15 protein-coding genes, 1 pseudogene and 1 riboswitch are annotated in these 19,002 nt (G+C 48.5%); of the genes and pseudogenes, 4 read left to right on the top strand and 12 right to left on the bottom strand.

What is annotated here, in order from left to right:
• Positions 1 to 48 precede the first annotated feature (48 nt).
• The 6 genes from S7335_RS09625 to S7335_RS09600 form a co-directional block, all read right to left on the bottom strand.
• Positions 49 to 933, bottom strand: a complete 885-nt coding sequence (locus tag S7335_RS09625) for a cytochrome b N-terminal domain-containing protein (protein ID WP_006454810.1) — start codon at positions 931 to 933, stop codon at positions 49 to 51.
• A gap of 1 nt (position 934) precedes the next feature.
• A complete protein-coding gene (locus S7335_RS09620; protein ID WP_006456068.1) occupies positions 935 to 1,264 on the bottom strand; it encodes a PadR family transcriptional regulator in 330 nt (109 codons plus the stop codon).
• Between the two features lie 141 nt (positions 1,265 to 1,405).
• Entirely contained in the window at positions 1,406 to 2,944 is a 1,539-nt protein-coding gene (locus tag S7335_RS09615; protein ID WP_006453438.1) for a phosphomannomutase/phosphoglucomutase, read from the bottom strand.
• Between the two features lie 164 nt (positions 2,945 to 3,108).
• Complete coding sequence (locus S7335_RS09610) at positions 3,109 to 3,393, bottom strand: MSMEG_0570 family nitrogen starvation response protein (protein ID WP_006453455.1); 285 nt, start codon at positions 3,391 to 3,393, stop codon at positions 3,109 to 3,111.
• A 27-nt stretch (positions 3,394 to 3,420) separates the two neighbouring features.
• Positions 3,421 to 4,710 (bottom strand): MSMEG_0565 family glycosyltransferase, encoded by a 1,290-nt coding sequence (locus S7335_RS09605; RefSeq protein ID WP_006455936.1) that lies wholly within the window; start codon positions 4,708 to 4,710, stop codon positions 3,421 to 3,423.
• Between the two features lie 153 nt (positions 4,711 to 4,863).
• On the bottom strand, positions 4,864 to 6,828 hold the full coding sequence (locus S7335_RS09600; RefSeq protein ID WP_006455142.1) for a M1 family aminopeptidase: 1,965 nt from the start codon (positions 6,826 to 6,828) through the stop codon (positions 4,864 to 4,866).
• Positions 6,829 to 7,266: 438 nt separating this feature from the next.
• On the opposite strand from S7335_RS09600, the gene S7335_RS09595 reads away from it, so the two are divergent.
• Complete coding sequence (locus S7335_RS09595; protein ID WP_006453876.1) at positions 7,267 to 8,556, top strand: cell wall metabolism sensor histidine kinase WalK; 1,290 nt, start codon at positions 7,267 to 7,269, stop codon at positions 8,554 to 8,556.
• Between the two features lie 165 nt (positions 8,557 to 8,721).
• Here the strand turns inward: S7335_RS09595 and S7335_RS09590 are convergent, their stop codons facing one another.
• The 5 genes from S7335_RS09590 to recJ all read right to left on the bottom strand — a co-directional run bounded on the left by S7335_RS09590 (position 8,722) and on the right by recJ (position 15,044).
• Positions 8,722 to 9,510 carry a RodZ domain-containing protein gene (locus S7335_RS09590; protein WP_006456268.1) on the bottom strand — a complete coding sequence of 263 codons (789 nt, stop codon included), beginning with the start codon at positions 9,508 to 9,510 and terminating at the stop codon, positions 8,722 to 8,724.
• A 173-nt stretch (positions 9,511 to 9,683) separates the two neighbouring features.
• Positions 9,684 to 10,421 (bottom strand): pseudouridine synthase, encoded by a 738-nt coding sequence (locus tag S7335_RS09585; RefSeq protein ID WP_038016002.1) that lies wholly within the window; start codon positions 10,419 to 10,421, stop codon positions 9,684 to 9,686.
• A 137-nt stretch (positions 10,422 to 10,558) separates the two neighbouring features.
• Positions 10,559 to 11,950: a PAS domain-containing sensor histidine kinase gene (locus tag S7335_RS09580; protein ID WP_227499976.1), complete on the bottom strand. Its 1,392-nt coding sequence runs from the start codon at positions 11,948 to 11,950 to the stop codon at positions 10,559 to 10,561.
• A gap of 162 nt (positions 11,951 to 12,112) precedes the next feature.
• Positions 12,113 to 12,289 (bottom strand): DUF4278 domain-containing protein, encoded by a 177-nt coding sequence (locus tag S7335_RS26755; protein ID WP_083785061.1) that lies wholly within the window; start codon positions 12,287 to 12,289, stop codon positions 12,113 to 12,115.
• 36 nt (positions 12,290 to 12,325) lie between these two features.
• Positions 12,326 to 12,509: riboswitch (Glutamine riboswitch) on the bottom strand.
• Between the two features lie 75 nt (positions 12,510 to 12,584).
• Positions 12,585 to 15,044 (bottom strand): single-stranded-DNA-specific exonuclease RecJ, encoded by a 2,460-nt coding sequence (recJ, locus tag S7335_RS09575; RefSeq protein ID WP_038015999.1) that lies wholly within the window; start codon positions 15,042 to 15,044, stop codon positions 12,585 to 12,587.
• 257 nt (positions 15,045 to 15,301) lie between these two features.
• On the opposite strand from recJ, the gene S7335_RS09570 reads away from it, so the two are divergent.
• From S7335_RS09570 to S7335_RS09560, 3 genes are all read left to right on the top strand, one after another.
• A complete protein-coding gene (locus S7335_RS09570; protein WP_006456668.1) occupies positions 15,302 to 16,414 on the top strand; it encodes an AI-2E family transporter in 1,113 nt (370 codons plus the stop codon).
• 301 nt (positions 16,415 to 16,715) lie between these two features.
• Complete coding sequence (locus tag S7335_RS09565; protein WP_006453467.1) at positions 16,716 to 17,591, top strand: DMT family transporter; 876 nt, start codon at positions 16,716 to 16,718, stop codon at positions 17,589 to 17,591.
• 298 nt (positions 17,592 to 17,889) lie between these two features.
• Positions 17,890 to 18,369, top strand: coding sequence for a TerB family tellurite resistance protein (locus S7335_RS09560; protein ID WP_006455926.1), 480 nt, complete (start codon positions 17,890 to 17,892; stop codon positions 18,367 to 18,369).
• 37 nt (positions 18,370 to 18,406) lie between these two features.
• Here S7335_RS09560 and S7335_RS09555 read toward each other — a convergent pair.
• Positions 18,407 to 19,002: pseudogene (locus S7335_RS09555) on the bottom strand (quinolinate synthase NadA); the annotation flags it as partial.

The raw sequence follows: 19,002 nt of genomic DNA, 5'->3' as shown, positions 1-19,002 counted from the left end.
CACCCTTTGCTTAAAGCCCTAAGGTGATATCTCAGTAGGCTATAGATCTTACAGCGACTTGCGAAGAAACCTTTCACCTAGTTTAGATAGATCAAACCGCTGTTGCTCTGCTTTCCAATGCTGTTCTTGTAAGATCAGCGCGCCGAGGTGGAGGACAGAGAGAAAAATAGCTGCGATCGCCAATACATAGCTATGTAACGCATACATGTGCTGCAACGTGACGCTGTTGATACCGCTGCCACCAGAGAGTACCTCCCGTAGCGCCCCGCCTACAAACGGAATAGAACCCACAATGCTCAGTTCGATCTTGAAGCGCCAAAAGCTAGTTTGATCCCAGCTCAGCACAATCGCCGTCCAGCTTAAACCCATGGCAGCCAGCGTCAAACAAATACCACTAATCCATCCGGTGAACCAACTGCACAGAAACTCGCGACCTAGAAACATGACAACGAGCTGTACTAAAGAGACAACAATCAGGCCGTTACCCGCTACATGATGCAGGCTCAAAATGACTGCGCCGCTAGAGATGTCGTGTGCGATCGCACTCAGTGACTCATGCGCCTGCATCGCGGCAGGTTGATAGTAAAACGCAATCAGGATGCCCGTGGTTGCCGCCGTTCCGCAGAGTGTCAAAGCCGCGACTGCGAGCAAAGTTGCCGTGCGCTGAAGGATATAGCGGTAGTCAATAGCAGCGAGACTCTCTAGGGTTTTCCGACACCGCTTAAAGAAGACGACCACAGCGACATAACTCACAAAGTAAAATAGCCGCCAGCGAAAAATTATCGCAGCTTGCCAGTTCGGATAACGAACTGATAAAACCGAGCGCGAACCGACAATATCTCTCAGCCAACCCTGGTAGTCTTGCCATACTTCTGGGAAACGACTCGCTAGTTCACTCACTCGCCTTGCTAAGTTCATATCGTCTGCAATCATTTCATACCCCCTCTGGTGCTGGCATCCAGTGCGCCACACTCTCTAACAACTGCTGCTTAGCCGCTAGCGCCTGTTCGCCTATCCCAGTAATTCGATAGTACTTTCGTCGTGCGCCCGTATGCTCCTCAGGAGATTCATCCCCCCACTCAGCTGTCACAAATCCCTTCTGCTCTAACTTTTTCAGGTTGGGATAGAGCGAATTAAAGCTAATCTGCTTACCGCCACTCTTCTCAACTGCCGTCATGATTTCTAACCCATAACGTTTGCGAAATCGAAGCGCCGCTAATATCACCTCTTGATTAGGGGTCAGATGTAACTCTGGTGCATTCATACCTACGCCTTTTGATGCCTTGGCCGATTAGTCCCGAACGATATATCAAATTATAGTCATATATCCATAAAATAGATATACGCATTCAAAAGGTTAGTAGGGCTCTTTGTGAAGGACTGTGACCTTTGCTAGTGCAGCAGGTTATAGGCGGACTGCGGTGAGCGCGCTTGTGTCTAGCTTCTCTGTAGTATCGAAGAAGTTGAGCAGTCGCTGTTTGATCGCCTCTACGCCGCCTTTGGTGTTTGATTCTATATTGAGTGGTAATACAGGATCGTGTAGCGAAAGGCGTAGCAAGAACCAGCCTTGCTCTTTTGTACAGGTCACTCGAATGCCTTCGTAGTTGTTTGGAACGATGTGCCAGCCGGGTTGCGCTTCTACGAAGGACTGTAGGCGTTTGATTACCTTTTCGCCATGCGATTTGAAGTCTTCTGTCAATATCTTAAGCCGATATTCTTGGCTTTCAGCAGGTTCTTTGAGGTTCGAGATCAAATCGGTGATGACTTTGTTTGACTGACGGGCGATCGCCAACTCCACTAACAGCTTACTTACCAGGTAGGCACCATCATCTAAGAAATAATTCTCTCTCATCGCCCCGTGCCCAGAAGTCTCAATCGCTAGCCAAGATTCTTCTCCCTCACCGTTTAACCGCACAGCTTCGTTAATTACATTCTTATAACCGCGTTTGAATCGATGATGCACCCCGCCCAGCTCGGCAATGAATTGAGCTAACCCGTCAGAAGTGATCGAGTCGGTCACAATTGTAGAGCCCGGATGCTCTCGCAGGACCACTGCAGAAATCAGCGCAATCAGCTTGTTCCTATTCAGCTCATTTCCCTGCGGATCGACGGCGGCCGAGCGATCTACGTCGGTATCAAAAATAATGCCGAAGTCAGCTTTATTGTCCAGCACAGAACTTCGAATAGCAGACATCGCGGCTTCGTTCTCTGGATTAGGAATGTGATTTGGGAAGTTGCCATCGGGCTCTAGAAACTGACTGCCGCTAGTATCCGCGCCCAAGGGTACTAACACTTTACTGGCATAGAAGCCACCTGCCCCATTGCCAGCATCTACAACAATATGTAGTCCCTCAAGAGGCTGATCATAATTCTCCGAATGGTTTACAGATTGGCGAATCTGTTGAACTAGTCCATCTGCATAAACCGAGATAAAATCTCTTGCTTCGAGTTTCCCTTTCTTTGAGGTCTCTAAAAAGCTATTTTCTTCAGCAAGGGTAAGAATAGCTGTAATATCAGGCTTGTTCAAACCGCCATCAGCAGTAAAAAATTTAAACCCATTGCGGTTGAACGGTAGGTGGCTAGCAGTGAGCATAATTGCGCCATCGCAGCGATAACCGTCAGTAACGGTACTCATGAACATAGCTGGAGTAGAAGCGATCGCAAAATCAAGCACCTTCGTACCTAGACTCATCATCCCTGTGGCTAGTCCATCTTTGAGCGTCGGACCAGAAAGGCGGCTGTCACGCCCTACCGACACTATCAGCTCAGTTGTTGCCTTCTCTAGCTTTTCGGCTAGCCAGCTTACAAAAGCCTGCCCTAGTCGATAGGCCACCTCTGGCGTCAGATTCACGGATTCACCCGCTACCCCTGCTAGCGCCACGCCTCGAATATCCGATCCATTTTGCAGCCGTTGCCACTCACGAGATAATTGCTGTATAGCCATGATAATCGCTCTTTCTATCAGCTAAACGATAGCAGACGACTCTCTAACTTCAACTTCACTGCAAAAAGGTTTAATCGAGAAAGGGCCGATCGACAGAGGTTGATTGCCTGTTATTGAGATGGTTCAGGATAAAACTGAGTTTGGTTTGTCTATCCCCTAGAAAGCTACTCAAATCCTAAGAAAGTTACCTGCTTGTCAGAGCTAGCATCATAGCGCTTTGCAGTTGTTTCGATGCGCTGAAGCTGTCCTATTGCCCGACTACATGGAAACCCATATTTAGCCTGGACGCGATCGCTCGCAATTGTTAGTGCCTCGCGTGATCGCGCCACAAAATCTGACACAGTGTAGCACTCCCCAGATTCAAAATACTTTTTGACAACTAGAGAAGGAGAATAGCAGGTTTCTTGCTTACCGTCAGGCCATTGAATTTTGAAGTTAATTTCAGGCATAAGCGCGAAGTAGAAGAAAAAGAAAGCCTAAAGGTCACATAGCTCGAAATACAGCTCAAGATGCATTTCAGCTGAGCGCCGCCAGCTATAGCGATCTAGAATACCAAAGGCTTGCTGACTTAGCTGATTGGCCACATCAGGCTGAGTGATTTCAAGCATAGCGTGGGTGATCGCATTTATATTCGTTGGATCTACTAGCACGGCCGATGACGCTGACAAAAACTCAGTAAACGGAGCCTGATTAGAGACCAAGACAGGCAGACCAGATGCGATCGCTTCTAAAACAACTAGCCCCCATCCCTCTTTCACAGAAGGAAACACAAACGCATCTGCTAGCCGATATAGCTGAGCTAGCACCTGATCGGATACGATTCCTGGCAAGATTAGTCCATCGGTTACTCCATAACAACTGGCCAAGGCCATAAACTGATCTCGGTAATCCTGATAGTCGAATAAGGTCGCTCCACCAACAATCAATAGTTTTGCAGTTGGCTTAGCAGCACGTACCGCTACGAACCCCCTGAGTAGATTAATTGAGTTCTTTCTAGGTTCAATACCGCCTACCGTCATATAGAGAGGTCCGTCGCCAGTCGAGCCCTCTTGCTTATCAGCTAGAATACAACGTACCTCCTTTAGCACCGATTCATCTTCTTCATAAGTCAGGAACTGTCTGCCAACACCATTTACAACCCGGTGCGCCCTGATGCCATACTTCGTTTTCAACACCTGTTGCCATTGCTTGCTCACACACAAGCAGCGATCGCTATGAACAATTGATTTCTGCTGGCAATCTATTAGATATGGACTTTTGAAGTCTTCAATATGATGTACCGTCCGCACGAACCGAGAAAGGAATCCTCTTTCTTTTAAGGTGACAAGCGCATTGGCACTTAAACAGTCTTGCGCGTGATAAACATCGTAGGTTTGTCCCCCTTGCTCAAAATACTGTTCAAAAAAGCTTACAAACTCTCCTATTCTTTGCTTCACCAGCATGCAAGTATCCCCCTCACAGGCGGACGCAGGCACTGCAAAAGTCTGAAAACTAGTCTCCCGATGAAAGCCATCTCCCGCTTTATCTAGCGCAAAGACACAAGGATGATGGCCTAGTTCTAACAGTGCTTGGGCAAGCTCAAGCGTATGAACCACACTGCCTCGCGGCTTAGTTGAATAGGTCAAAAGTGCAATCTTGAGCATAGTTTTATTGAGCTGCGACCGTTCGTCTTTTGACTTTCTTTTAACCTTCACAAACGCACAATACACACTCCAAGCGGCCTTTGGTGCAGGTGAGTTCGAAAACGAAAGTCCTTTAGCAGGCACGCCGAACTCTCCAAACTGCCCTCCTCAAAATCGTTTCTATTAGATAGCGTTCCTTGGATGCATACTCATAAAGGCTACGCCAGTGCCTGTTGCTCTATAACGGTTTTAGCTAATGAGCATGCCCTAAGCAACTCTACGAAGTCAACAAGAAATCTAGACAACACTAACAAAGTCAGTACTAGAGAGCGCGGTCATGAAATCAATGACCTCTATCAACACCTCATCTTCAAAGCTGATTTGGGTAGTCGTACCCACGGTAGCAAAAGATAGCGCCTCAAAAGAAAGCGCTTGGGTAAGACCAAACACATCCTGTCCCTGGGTGAAATCGTAGAGGCTGTCTGTCCCTTCTCCAGGTGCTAGCACAAAAGTATCTCTACCTTGTCCCCCGTAGAGACCGTCATTACCGCGACCTCCCCACAGCAGGTCATCGCCATTATCGCCCCAGATAAGATCATCATCCTCATCGCCATAGAGTTTGTCATTACCACCTTTGCCGCCAATGCGATCGCGGCCTGCCCCGCCATAGATGATATCGTCTCCAGTCGCTCCATTCTGAACAGAGCGGTTATTGCGATCGCCTCGCAAGATATCATCACCAAACTCACCAAAGATGACATCATCGCCACCGCCCCCCGCGACAACGTCGTCACCGCCCCCCGCGAACATCACGTCGTCTGTTCTTTCGCCCAAAAGCGTATTTGCCGTCTCATCCCCTACGATATGGCCATCAAACACCAAGTCCAGCTCTGGAATCGGCGCTAGATAATCGTTATAAATCCAGCGATCAAAAAATGACTCTAACTGCATGCCGCTCACCGACTCGGCAATGTCCACTAAGTCTTCAGTGATAACATTGCCGCCCTGGTAGGTATCGTAATAGGTCCTAACAATATCGAACCAAGTCTGATCACCCACCTCTATACGTAAGTCATGAAGTGCCAAAGCGCCCCATTCATACACACCTGGATTAAACAGATCGTCAGCCTGCGGCTCACCAGGGGGGGTAAAAAACTCGAAAAACTCTTCTACAAATCCATAAGTGTCAACCACCCATTCGTCCAACGCCTCAGCACTGCGACTATTTTCAAACCATAGCCCCTCCGAGTAGGTAGCAAATCCCTCATTTAGCCAGATATCGCTCCAGTCTGCTAGCGCAACATCGTTACCCAGCCATTGGTGGGCTGCCTCATGAGCAATGGTTCCTTCTAGGGAAGATCGGCCCAGATTGTTGGTGCCAAAAATCGAAAGCGTTTGGGTTTCTAGCGCAGTGCCCGTATTGGTATCCATCACCACAGCCCCATAGACCTCAAACGGGTAGGGGCCGAAGATATCGCTAAAAAAGTCCACCATTTCCGGCTGCAGATCGAACAAATCGAGCTGGTCATCTGGTAGCCCTTCAGCAAAATAATTGCGAATGGGAACGCCTGTCTTCGATACACTCGTTTCGATGTTAAAGCCGCTGGTAATGTTCAGCGTAGTGAGATAGCTTGCCATCGGATCTCTAGCTTCAAACACATAGGTCTTAGTGTTACCATCATCAGTCGTTTGCTCTAAAACTCCGTTCGCAGAAACTTCAAACGCTTCGGGCACAGTCACTTGAAATGTGTAGGCGGCCTTGTCCAGCGGATGGTCATTCACTGGGTAGTAATTAGCAGCTCCATCTGGCTCACTTAAGACAAAGCTGCCACCGTCGAAGATCACCCAGCCAGTTGGGACGGGAATTGCCACCGAGGTGATTGGTTTAGGAGACCCGCTGTAGGTCACTACGGCTGTAAATTCTGCACCTTCAACAAGAGGGTCTGAAGGTGTGATAGTCAACTCTTGTCCTGTCCGGGTGAAGTCAGCAGGTTCGCCATCAACAAAGATACTATCGATGTCAAAGCCGATGAAGTCTAAGTTAAAACTGCTAAGAGATTGAATAGCAGTCGCTGTAATAGTCGTCGTGCCCACGAGCGTACTTGTGAGCACATCTGAAATATCAAGCGCGACGTCATACTTCTGGACATCATAGCCACCGTTGCCGAAGTTAGGATAAAGGGAATCTCCTAGCCCTGGAGCACCAGGAACAGGCATAGCATTAGCGGTAGACGCTTCGAAGGACGTACTTGAAATTTTCATGTTGGCGCTAAATAGATAAGGGGGCTATTCCAAAAGGCTAAAGGCATCAGCCAAACCTCTCGATAGAGAATCGTTACCTAAAATCAAAAAACCGTCTCGCTTAGCTCAGATCAGAAGCAAAGCAGCGAAACGGTCGAAGATTTGGGGGTCAAGACACTAGAGTGGAGTATATCGGCACCTAAAGCTGTTTTTTTGTCTTCAGATACACCGTTCTACAGCTAGTTCAACAATCTACACAATTGCAACAATCTATCCATGCTTATCGATAACGAAATTGATACCTTCGACACCCAAATCACCCAACAGAAAACGTAGCCGTCTCCATCTCTTATCTCATAAAACTGTTGCCTCATAAAACTGTGAAGCGGAAGACAATGACTATCGCCAGCCTGATTAGGCTAGGCCATCGCTCAAGAGGACAATCAATAAAATCCTACTATGTTCCAAACTACCCGCCGCCGTCTCGCTCTTTGGTACGCTGCTGTCACCGCCATTGTTCTCTTACTATTTTCCATTGGCGTCTACACCTATGTTCGCAATACTTTAATCGATCGCGTTGATGATACGCTCAACCATGTTGTTGAAGTCGTTGAGCGATCGCTGATTATCAGCAACGATGGCAGAGTCAATATCGAAGCGAGCTTTCGTAACAGTGAAGAAGCTAGCGAGGATGATCGCATCGATCTCGAATGGTTTGGCCCCGAAGGGAATTTACAATGGACGACCTTCTCCAAATCACCCGAAGTTCCGCTCCACGTCAATCCTGATGGCGAAACCATTATCCCACCCCAAGGCCTGGCCATCCGACAAATCACCCAGCGTATAAACGCAGATTCACATCTGCTTGGCTACCTGCGGGTCAGTCATCCTTGGTTTGAAGTCTCCAAACCCAGTCGCCAACTAATTGTTGATCTTGGCTTTGGGATCGCTGTAATGATTACTACCGTGGCCGGCATCGGTTGGTTTCTCTCCGGCCTAGCGATGGCGCCTATTCGCACCTCTTACCAGCAGCTAAAACAATTCACTGCCGATGCCTCTCACGAACTACGCAATCCAATTGCCGTTATCCAAACGAACGTTCAAGTCGCTCTAGCCGATCCAGATGAACAGTTTCAGCGCGCTCAGCTAGAAGTAATCGAACGACTCACCCGTAGGCTAGGCAGACTAGTCGACGATTTGTTGTTTATCGCTCGCCAAGAGAGCGGTCTGATTCCTATGCGCCGAGAAGCGGTTGAGCTAGTGAGCATCATTGAAGATGTTGTGGAAGAGCAGCAGGCGATCGCCCGTGAAAAAGATCTCACCCTCACCTACGCTCATCCAAAGAACAGAATCCAGACTAAAGGTGATCGCGATCAGCTCACTCGTCTGTTTACCAACCTAATTGCCAACGCCATTCAATACACCCCTGCGGGTAAAATCACCATCGATCTTAGTGCCGGTACACAGCAGGCAACTATCACGATTACCGATACCGGAATTGGCATTCCTACTCAAGATCTTAGCCATATCTTTGATCGCTTCTATAGAGTTGATCCTGCTCGAAGCCGGAGCGCCGGAGGGTCAGGATTAGGACTAGCGATCGCTAAGATCATCGTCGAGAATCATCACGGTCAACTCACACTCACTAGCCAGTCGGACCCCGTCAAGTCTAACCAGGGCACTATCGCAACTGTCCTACTCCCAGTCAAGACCTTACCTTTTAAGAAAGCAGAAGCGCTCAGGACTTAAACCATATCCTTTAAGTTCTCTCGTAGTTAAGGCGATTTAAACCATTAACGACTCAGCTATCAACTTCGCAAGCCGTTCTCGAATCACATAACGTTATCTGCTAAGTGCATACTCGCTAAGTGCATACTCACTGAGAAAGGTACTAGCAAATTGCTATGGGTTCAACTAATCAGCAACTAAACTCACATCCGGCACAAACGTCTTTGAAACCGGCATGCCTAATTCACCCATCAGCTGCGCTTGAGATTGATTAAAAGAATATAGAACGCCACCCGCGTTCCCGACCCGAATCATCATCGATTCATTCGCTGTCCAAGAGCGCTTTTCGCCCTGCTCCAAGATTGCCTCAAACTTAGTCTTACCATCTGCTACGACCCATACCCAAGACTGCTCTGTTAGCACTAGATCTACTTCAATCGGTTTAGACGGCTGCTGCTTTGGTACTTCAACCACAGGCTGTGCTACAGGCGTAGCTTTTTGTAGTGTGAGCTGCTCAATTTCGGCTGGATCTAAAATCGGCTGAGCCGTCATGTCTGGAGCATTCTGTTGTAGCAGACTAGACAAAGCACTCACTGCCCCTATAATCAACACCACATAAGTAGCATATAGATGCAAAGGGCTGAGCCGCGCTGAAGAACTTCGCCAGGAAGAACGCGGAGGACTCACAGCCGGACGAGTGAAAAATCGATCTGCGATCGCATCACCATCTAATCCCAGTGCATCACCGTATCGACTCAACAGCGCCCGGATATAGATTGGCTCAGGTAGCTCAGCCATATTGCCTTGCTCTATTGCCAATAGTAACGGCTTACGGATTCGCGTTAGGTTCACAATCGCATCCAACGTCAAGCCCTTTTGCAAACGTACCTGCTTAAGCGAACTACCTAGTGATCGTAGAGTCTCTTGCTGTAGTTGTTGAGCAGTCGGTTCCTTAATACTAGTCTTCTGCTTCATAGTTTATTTGCTTCATAGGGCTAGTAGAAGATGTGGTAGATAGATAGCAATGGATAGCTTAAAGAACAATGAGCAGTAGCTGAGCAGCGATGGAAAATTAGAGGCAAAAGAACTTTCTAAAGAACGCTAGGCGCGACATTGGCTGAGTTTAGTTAGCTATTCTAGTCTAGCTATTAGGGATCAACAACAGCTTCTCGCTTTAACAAAGCAATCTCTTTCTCGGTAAGTGAACGGTAGCGACCGCAAGCGAGATTTCCCAAGGATAATGAGCCAATTTTTGTTCTGTGCAACGCCGTCACAGGATGGCCCAGCATTTCAGCAACTCTTCTAATCTGCCGATTGCGTCCTTCCTTCAAATCGATCTGCAATAGAGTACCATCAGCTGAGTGAGACTTCAGCAAGCTGACCCTGGCTGGCAATGTTTTGCGGCCATCTATGATTACGCCTTCGCGCCACTGGCGCAGCGTATCTTGTGAAGGTATCCCTCTAACTTTTACCTGATAAACCTTGGACATTTGATGTCTAGGGTGAGTGAGCAAATAGGTAAAGTCACCATCGTTTGTGAGTATCAATGCCCCCGTTGAATCTGCATCTAGTCGACCGACCGGATGAATACCCTCTCTACGTTGAAAGGCGCTATCCAATAGGTCTAAGACAGTCTTTCGCTGGCGGGGATCATGGCAAGTAGAGACCACACCTCTAGGCTTATGAAGGAGAAAATAAGCAGCCTGAGGAGGACCCCCTATCTCTACACCATCTACACAAATTTGGTCATGGCTAACATCTGCTCGCTGACCAAGCTCAGCGACTTCACCATTGACTGTAACTCTACCACTTAGGATCAACTTTTCGGCTCTACGCCTAGAGGCAATTCCTCGATGGGATAAGAGTTTTTGTAACCTCTCGGCCATAAATTACAAATCAACATTGCGTTTGGTTTGTTTTTCCGTAGAAAAGCCTTATCCAAAAACAACGATTACTGTCTACAACCTTATCTAAGCAGCTATCTATCGATATCAACAAGGGGTGATAGCCTCAACCGCCAGATCTAGTCTCTTTCTTCTACCTTAGAGTTTACCAATCGCTTAGCTGGTAGCCATACGCTTAGCCATCCCCCTCCGGTCTGTGGATGATTTTGAGCAAGAACCTGGCCTTGATGTGCGCTCACAATTTGCCTAACAATCGCTAGCCCCAAACCGGTACCACTACTTGTAAAGTCAGTCATCTCTATCGTCTGGGATTCGTCTAACTCACTTTCAGCTTCATGGCTTGCCAAACTCTCTTTTCGGCTACGCGCGGGATCGGCTCTATAAAACCGCTCAAATACATAGGGCAAATCTTTTTCAGCCAGTCCACTCCCGGCATCGATAACTTCGATCAAAATACCTGACTCAGTAAATCCTGATACGGCAGAACCGTTAGTCAAGCTCAACCTAACCTGAATAGTCTGAGCAGTGGGACTGTACTTCACCGCATTGCTGAATAGATTGAACAAAACACGATGCATCAAATTAGGATTGATATGGGCAACGAGTTCTTCAGGTCCTTCGTAGGTTATGTCTAGCTGCTTGAGTTTCGCCAAAGGTTCCACGCTTTGCCAAGCTGAATAAATCAAAGGGACTAGATCCGTATCTACTTCATCTTCTAGTTGAGTTCGGCGCTGCTCAAGGCTACTTATCTTCAAAACGTCATCAACTAGCTTACTTAGCCGAATCACTTCTTTAAGCAGCCGCCCCACCCAGCTGGCCAGGCTATCATCTACTCTTGACTGCAACGTCTCAGCAACTAGTCGGATAGAAGTCAGTGGCGTTTTCAGCTCATGGGCTACATCAGAGATCCAGCGATCACGTTGCTGTGCCAGCATCACAGTCTCTTGCTGGTTCTCTAAGAACACACCGACATGACCACCCTCCAAAGGTAGGCCATAGCCCTTAAGGGGATAAGCAGGGCGCTCTAGATAGTTGAAGGGATCAGTTGAAATTGAGTTAAAAGTCCACATAAGCTCACAGACTGATTGGGCCTGACGAGTTCGATCAATTAGCTGATCTAGCTCATAAGAACGGACGATTGCCAACAGTAGCTTAGGCTGGCCATAATCGCTTTGTTCAATATCCAAAAATTCTTGCGCACGGCGGTTACACCACAGCAAACGATTTTCTTCATCTACTTGTAGGTAGCCAACTGGCGCCCTTTGTAGCAGATACCGAAACGATTGTGTCTGCGTAGTCAGTAAATCTATTTGGGCTTTTTGTTCTTCAATAGCGCTCGCTAGCTGAGTGTCATATCTCAAAGTCGGTAGGGGCTGACGATCTTCTAAGCGACCAATTAAGCGCCTTAGCCTAGTATCATAGCGGCGCCGCAAAACGACCACTAAGACCATTCCAACAGCCAATCCTAGACAAAACCCCAGCAGCATATACACCCAATTTCTGACTGCCAAGGCACATGATACAGCAACAAAAAAGCGTAGCCCTTTAAAAAAAGCTGCGCCTTATCTACTAATCATCTTCATAGGTCACTAACGTCATCAGTATTCCTAGAAGAAGATCGCCTAGCAAGCCGCAGCTTCACCAGACAACCTTTTTCTAGACACCATCAAACACTAGCGAACGACCGCACCACGGTACTTGAGTACATCCTCAGAATGACAGGCAGGAACACCGAATGCACGGCGAACATGATAGGTAGCACCACGGTAGTGACCGATTTCTCGAGTGTCGGCAACACGAACAGTGGATTTGTGAGCGTCGTACTTAACACCACGATATGAGAGTTGCATGGTAATCGCCTCCAAAGGGATTGTATGGGTTTGAGAGGCGCGTTCCTTCGGAGCTATAGGCTCCTACTTCCGTCTTTCTCTAGCCTAAGGCCACTTGGCTTCTGCCTAGCTCGACTAATGCTGCACAGCTTTGCTTAAGCATATGAATGTCAGATGAGACTGGGCATTTAGGACTAAGTGCTTAGACTTAGAAGCACTCAGACTTAGAAAGATGAACGGTGCTTGTTTCTGTATACAAATATACAGTTTTTCTTCGGGAAGCGTCAATCTTCCACAAGAGATACTTCAATATTCTTTATATCGCCTGACTGAGCAGTGTCGATTGCAGTGCTGAGACTGGGGCCTGATAAAAGTACTGTCGGCGAAAGCCCTCTTCCTGCACCGCAGCCAGGAATCGGCCCAAGGCCGTAAGCCGGTCAGTCTCACTATTCACGGATTTGAATTTCTCGTCGAAGCTCAGCCGAATATCGATTGCTGAAGCACTGACTGCAAACCCTGTTTTGGCCAGTGCTATCAGTCCAAGTTCTAAAGTGCGATCGCAAATCCCTAATCTTTCAGCCAACCGCTCTCTAGTGACCGGTTGCTCCGTCCGGCTCAAAAACTTTGCTAGCCCCAGCAGCGTCGTCCATGTGTCAACCGGATTATTTTCTGTTGGGAAAGCGTATGCTAGCGCTAGTGATTTATGGCTTTGCTGAGCCTGATGCTGCCATAGCTGAAAATCTGTCCAGAGCGTTGGACAGCGATCGATTTTTAGACTCTCTTCCGTGTCGTTGCTTGTCGCCCCGCTCCCAGCATTACTGTCAGGGGTACTGGCAGCCAAGTCATTCTGAGTCGACATCGCCGCTGTTCGATGATCTATCAGCCAGCTTTCCGGTCTATCGACAGCGCCTTGTCGTGCTAAGGAATTAAGACGTTTAGCCTCGGCAGTAGATGAAGCCACCTGTGCTGGACGAATATCAATTAACCGTACTTCATACCGGCGGCTCTTCGGATGGCTATTGTAGTCTAGCTCTGCCACGACATCCCACCGGCCCGGTGGTACATCTTCTTTATAGTGGCCCCACCACAGCCCGGGGAACTTTGAGCTGCTTTTGTGATTGCCACTTTCGTCACATAGCTCAAAGCTGGTCTTGATATAGCCAACTTTTCCTCCAGTGCGATCCTTCAGCTTTTGATGCCAAACATTTTCAAACCAGCAGTTCTGAATCAGCAGCTTTGGCACTGGGTTTCCCATGCCACAGGGCTCTAGCAGCTTCAGCTCTTGAAATAAGTCTTGACCTAGCTCGGCGACTGTCACGCTAAGGTCAACCTGTACTACTGGTGAACTCAGCTCTGCGCCCATTTTTTGACGGTATTGCTGATTGATCGCTGCCTGAAACATGGGCAAGTCTTTAGCAGGTAAACTCAGCCCAGCAGCATAGGGATGCCCGCCAAATCCAGTCAGCAAATGGGCCTGAGAACTGACGAGGTCGTAGAGATCAATCTGATTAACCGAACGCGCCGAACCCCGCACAAGCACATCATCGCCATCGTCAGCTGGGGTATCTTGGGTCAGCAAAATAGTCGGCCTGCCATATTGCTGCGCGACTTGAGCTGCGACTAGACCTAGCACACCTACTGGCCACTGCGGATCACATAGTACAATCACACCTGTCGTTGAGAGATCACGAGTTTCGAGCTGGTGGGTAGCCTGCTTTAGCACGTCGTTCTGCAGCGCCTTTCGACGAGTATTCGCCAGCTCTGTCTTTTCAGCCAAATCTTGACAGCGATCGCTATCTTGGCTGGTCAGTAACTCTACACAGAAGCTAGCTTCTCCATAGATCCGACTGACGGCGTTGATCCGCGGTCCAATTCCAAACGAAATGTCTGTGGGGCGATCGCCCGCCCGCCGACACAGCTTCAATAGCTGTGCCACGCCTGGCCTGATCGGATAGGCGCTCTTCAAGTGAGTTTGCAGCTGTTCGATCCCAACTTGCGCCAGGTACCGGCAGTCTCCTGTCAGCTCTACTAAATCAGCAATCAAACCAATCGCAACCAAATCAGTCAGCTCACTTAACGGTCTAGTCGGTACATCAGGTAGCCTTTCATATAGCGCTTCTACCAGCTTGTAAGCCATTGCCACCCCAGAAAGGTTAGCCATTGGATGATCAGAAGGCAGCGCCCGAGGATTCACAATCGCCACCACGTTGGGTCGAACAGCAGGTAGCGTATGGTGATCGCTCACGATCACCTCGAGCCCTAACGAGTGCGCATAGTCAATCTCATCCGGGTTGGTGCTGCCAGTGTCGCAAGTCACTATCAACGTCACATCTTGAGCGGCCAATTGGTCAATTCCCACTATCGACAAACCATGAGATTCTTTTAGCCGGTTGGGAATAAAATACGTGAGCTGTCCTGGTTCATCGAAAAACTGTTTTAGCCCATCCCAGAGTACGGCTGTTGAAGTAATCCCATCCGCGTCAAAATCACCCCAAATAGCCACTTTTTCAACGCGATCGCGTGCCAGCATCAACCGCGCTACCGCCTTGGTCATCTCCTCTCCAAAAGCAAATGGACTCGCGGGAGTATAGGCAGATGGCCAACAGAATCCTCGCAGCGCCTCAGCCGTGCGGATTCCTCGCGCCCATAGCAGCCTTGCTCCCTTCTCTGGCCGAGTCAGTCCTGTAATCTGTGCAACCGTTTCAATCCAGTCGGGCGCGAGTGTTCCTGTATCAGCTATCCGCCAATCCACTGTAGAGCTGTCTATCACAGGCATCTCTTCTTAGGCACCATTTTGCCACCCACTACTTTTTAGCAAAGCTAGCACTTTCGTCCACCTCTATGAGCCTACCTCTATAGGCCTATCTATCTGGCATCTACCTGTCTAGCTAGGCGGTAGGTTGAGTAGAGTAAAAATGCCTGCTCTAAACATTTTCCTGCTTGAAACATTTTTTTCAAGAAGCCCCCATCTAGCCCCAACCCCTTAGATACAATAGGCCCATTCAACACCGATTCAATCTTGAGAATGCCTCTATGAAGCTAGGTGACTGGATCAGTCTGCTGTGCCTTATAGCAGCGGGCTACATCCTGTGGCAAATTAGGCCGCTGCTACTGCTTTCATTCGCCGCAGTTGTAATAGCGATCGCACTCAACAGCATCACCCAAAAGATCAAAACCACCCTGAAGATCACCCGCCGCGCCGCCATCCCTATTACCTTAGTGATCGCAGCCATCGTTGCCTTGGTCTTTGTCGTTGGTATTGTTCCCCCCTTTATTGAGCAGTTTAGGCTGTTGGCCGTTCTACTGGTGCGATTCTCTCAAACCCTGCCAGCTCGCATTCTAGACTTGCAGGCCAATATGCCAGAGCGTATTCGGCTACCTGAGCTGAGTGAGTTTCTTGCCTGGTTAACTGCCCCTGACTCAGCCGCTATTGATGTCTTCGGCAACTTCTTTTCTATCTTCAACTCCTCACTCCAGATACTGCTTCAGACCCTATTCGTCTCAGTTCTATCGCTGATGATACTAGCAAACCCAGCCGCCTATCTTCAGGTAGTGCTGCTAGTTTTTCCCGCTTTCTATCGGCCAAGAGCTGAAGAGATCTTCTATAAATGCGAACTCGTGTTAGGCAACTGGCTAGGCGGTATCTTGATCAGTTCCCTATTCGTCTTCAGTATCAGCTTCATTGGACTACTTGTACTAAAGATAGATCTGGCCTTTGCCCATGCCCTAATTGCAGGCATACTCAACTTCATTCCTAACCTAGGGCCCACCCTTAGCATGGTCTTTCCGGTGGTTGTCGCACTCATTTCAAACGATCCCTGGAAGGTCGTTGCTGTGATCGCGCTCTATATCATCATTCAGCAGATCGAATCCTACTGGCTCACGCCTACAATCATGGCTCACCAGGTTTCAATGCTGCCTGCGTTCACCCTGATCGCTCAAATCTTTTTTGCTAGCGTTTTTGGCGTGCTAGGGCTGCTACTAGCGCTGCCACTGACCGTCGTTGTCAAAACCTGGATTCACGAAGTGCTGATTATCGACTTTCTCAACAACTGGCAGATTGCACCGCCAGTCCTAGAATCTAAAACAACTCACGCTGCTCAATCTCCTGACGCCCTGAAAAGTCGTTCGACGGGAATGCTGTAGATAATCTTTCTGTCTAGGCTGCCACCTGAACTGCGACGAAGGGGCTGATTCGACGAAATATCCTTTGTCGATTTGCCAGATGCCGAAGAGGCCCAATCGATACGGACCTGATTGAACACACCATCAAATCAACTGTGCCGTTATCAGTATCTAGGCAGGAAGACATAGATCGGCTACGGGCGATCGCCCAGTCCCGTTTCGTCAGTGTCAAATAGCTAATGTCAGATTATCGACATCAAATTGGCGACGGCTAGAACACGAAGGACAACTAAAGTAGAAAGACTACCTTGGACCCGTTTCCATGAACCGTTCCCTCAAGAGTCCTTCTCCAATTGGACTGCTGCTACTTTCTATCTTGTCTGTTCAATTTGGCTCTGCCCTAGCGAAATCTCTGTTTGACGATCTCGGCCCTTGGGGGGTCGTCTTCTTGCGGGTTGGGTTCGCCGCATTAATTCTCTTCGCGGTTGGCCGACCTCGGTTTGATACAACAGTTCGTCAAAATTTCAGCGCCATCTTGACCTATGGAATCGTACTGACGCTAATGAACTCGCTGTTCTATGCCTCAATCGACCGAATTCCTCTAGGAATTGCGATTTCCCTAGAATTTACCGGGCCATTAGGGCTGGCTGTACTCAAGTCCCAACAGTGGCTAGATGGCCTTTGGGCAGTGCTAGCTTTGATTGGTATTGTTCTATTAACTCCAATTACAGGAGCAGATTTGGATCCACTGGGTATGGTCTTTGCCCTATCAGCAGGGTTCTGCTGGGCCCTTTACATCGTGCTGGCTGTCAAAGTAGGTCGTATTTTTCCTGGCATAGAGGGGCTGACTTGGGGATTGTTAGTAGGTACTGTAATGCTGCTACCTATAGGAGTGATCACGACTGGCAGCGCTTTGCTCAATCCTCGTTTGTTGGGGCTAGGCGCTGGTGTGGCCCTGCTTTCTAGTATGCTGCCTTATTCACTAGAAATGATGGCGCTGCGATCGCTCCCTATCAAAGTATTTGGTGTCATGCTCAGCTTAGAACCAATAGCGGGCGTTGTAGCTGGCTTCTTGATCTTAGGCGAGAGACTATCAGCGCGATCGCTCATTGCCTGTCTGCTGGTTTCAATCGCCGCCGGAGGAGCAGCTCAGTTCCAAAGTCCACCGCCCACACCGCCGCTTCCGCCTGCTCAGTAAATCAGACGTATCGGCCATCGTTCATCTAAACTCCATGATCAATCCGCGATTAGATCAAGCCATACTTGAAGCTGTAAACCCTGCTTGCATATCGCGCGAGATCACCTTTTGGCCATAGAAACCAACTGGATGAAAGCAAAGGTCTCGACAGGCCATCCGCCTCTTAAACAACGAAAACCTTAGAAAGCATTCTAAACTCGGCTAGAGCGTTAAATTTTGTAGGGTAGTTACTCACTTTTTCACTTCACTTTCTACAGTTGAGTGAGATCAACCATACTGACTCCAGGCGAGGAAGCTTATGAATATCACCCCACCCCCCATTTCCCCTCGTCAGATGAACATGCTGCGAGTTGTTTTGTCGATGGCGTGGTCTGATAGCACGCTAGAGCAAAAGGAAGTAGAAGTGATGCTCACCCGTTTTAGCCAGCTATTTGCTACCGACCCAAAGCAGCAAGACTATTTACAAACTCAGCTTAAAGACTACTTTGTTCAGGATATTCCTCTCGAAGAGACCATCGCCAAGCTCACCACCGCTGAAGAAAAAGAACTCGCTCTTCGGCTCTCCTACGAAGTCATCTATGCTAGCGCTCGCACTCCAAGCGAAGCCTATGTGAATGAAGAAGAAAGCGAAGCCTACAAAAAGCTTGTCGAGCTGCTAGATCTACCTGACTCTGTCGTCAAAAGAGCGGAAGCAGCAGCTAGTAAAGCGCGTGACCAAAGTGGTAAGAACGTCATCGATATGCTTGCTTTCAGGCTTCGAGAACAGTTAACTACATAAGCGTACAGGAATTACTCTACATAGGACGTTTGGTGTATTAGCTCATCTCTAACATCCGCTTAATTGGTGCTAACGCATCCGCTTGAATTTCCAGTGGAATTGTCACTTCGGGGGTTTTACTCTTCATCGCGAGGTATAGCTTCTCTAACGTATTTAGCCGCATATACGGACACTCATTGCAGGCGCAGTTTGCCTCAGGAGGCGCTGGAATGAAATGCTTTCTAGGCATTCGCTTTTCCATTTGGTGAATAATTCCAGGCTCAGTCGCTACGATGAACCGCCCGTTCTCACTCTGCTGGACATAGCTTAGCAGGGCTGTCGTAGAGCCAATAAAATTAGCATGTCTTAGTACCGTTTGCTCGCACTCAGGATGGGCAATAATCTCAGCATCAGGGTGCGTCATCTTCAGCTGCAGCATTTTCTTTTCGGAGAAGGTCTCATGCACGATGCAGCTTCCCTGCCAAAGCACCATATCGCGGCCCGTCTGCTTCATCACATATCGGCCCAAGTTGCGATCTGGCGCAAAGATAATCTTCTGCTCAGCAGGCAGTTGATTCACGAGCTTCACCGCATTAGAGCTGGTACAGATAAGTCACTCATCGCCTTAATCTCTGCGGAGCATTGATGTACGAA

The sequence above is a fragment of the Synechococcus sp. PCC 7335 genome, assembly GCF_000155595.1.
Lineage (GTDB): Bacteria > Cyanobacteriota > Cyanobacteriia > Phormidesmidales > Phormidesmidaceae > Phormidesmis.
Note: the sequence above shows the minus strand (reverse complement) of the source record. Positions and strands in the feature narration are given on the sequence as shown.